Annotated in this window: 1 protein-coding gene; it reads left to right on the top strand. The window is 70.1% G+C overall.

The features are described 5' to 3' along the window. Positions 1 to 342: 342 nt before the first annotated feature. On the top strand, positions 343 to 1,311 hold a 969-nt coding region (locus E9565_RS06570), incomplete at its 3' end, for a HAMP domain-containing protein (protein WP_236834361.1).

Raw genomic sequence — 1,311 nt, 5'->3', positions numbered from 1 at the left:
CTCCACGGCGGCGGACTCGACCACGCAGGCGCTGACCCAGACCCGCACGGCGGTCGACGAGCTGTCCCGGATGGCCGCCGACCTGCGCACCACCGTCGGGCAGTTCACCTACTGAGCGGACCGCCGGTCGGGGCGGGTGGGACCGCTGCGGTCGCCACCCGCCCCGCACATTCACCGGATGGCTTTGTCGACGTGCCATGTCGACGAAGCAGAACCCGTCACCGACCTCTTTCGCCGCGCCCTGAAGGAAAGTCAGGAACCAGGCCGCCAGCAATTCTCCGGCGATGACACCGTCGATCACCGACCCCCGAATAGCGAACTGAGCATCATTGTGAGGACGACATGAGCACGAACCGGACAGCACCGCGGGCACGATATGGCGTTCGCGGGGCCATCCTGACCGTCGGCGCCGCCGGCATGCTCGCGGCGGGCGCGGTCGGTGCGCTGGGTATGGCCCAGCTGCTGTTCGCCGGGGACACGCTGGAGGAGGTCAACGCGCTCAACGGGGCGCTCAGCACGATCCAGGATGTCGAGACCTCGAACTCCGACGTCACCGGCTGGCAGGCCTCCTACGCCTGGGACACCCGCCGCCTCGGTGGCATGGCGGCAGTCGCCGACGACAACGCCAATCGCGCCGGCTTCCTCGACAGTGCCGAGCGGCTGCGCGGTCACCTGGCCGCGATGCCGACGGAGGTGCTCACCGAGACGGAGCGGACGACCTTCGCCACCATCGAGCAGCAGTGGGAGGCCTACTTCGAGGTCGACGACCAGGTGGTCGAGACCTACGCCATGAACACTCCGGACGCCCTCGAGGCCGGTGACGCACTGATCCTTGGTCCCGGGTGGGACGTCTACTTCGAGGTCTTCACGCTCACCGGCGAGTTGCGGCAATCGCTCGAGGACCGCGTGGAGAGCGCCACGGTCGCGGCGCAGGCCGCGGAGAGCCGCGCGCAGTGGGTGATGGCCACGGCGATCGCGCTCGGTCTGCTCGCCGCGCTGGGCCTGGCACTCGGCGTCTCCCGCCGAATCGTGCGTCCGCTCAACTCCGTGGTGGAGGTCGCAACGGCGCTCGCAGCCGGCGATCTGACTCGGACCACCGGTGTCCAGCGTTCCGACGAGGTCGGCCGTGCGGCCCTGGCTATCGATGCAGCGGTGGCCGAACTGCGGACGGTGCTGGGGACGGTGGCCTCCTCGGCGGACGCGGTGGCGGCGTCGTCGGAGGAGCTGAGCGCCTCCTCGGCGCAGATCTCGGCGTCGGCCGAGGAGACCAGTGCGCAGTCGGGTGTGGTGTCGGGTGCCGCGGAGGAGGTC

The organism is Blastococcus sp. KM273129, assembly GCF_021698995.1.
Lineage (GTDB): Bacteria > Actinomycetota > Actinomycetes > Mycobacteriales > Geodermatophilaceae > Blastococcus.
This window is presented reverse-complemented; position numbering and strand designations above follow the sequence as displayed.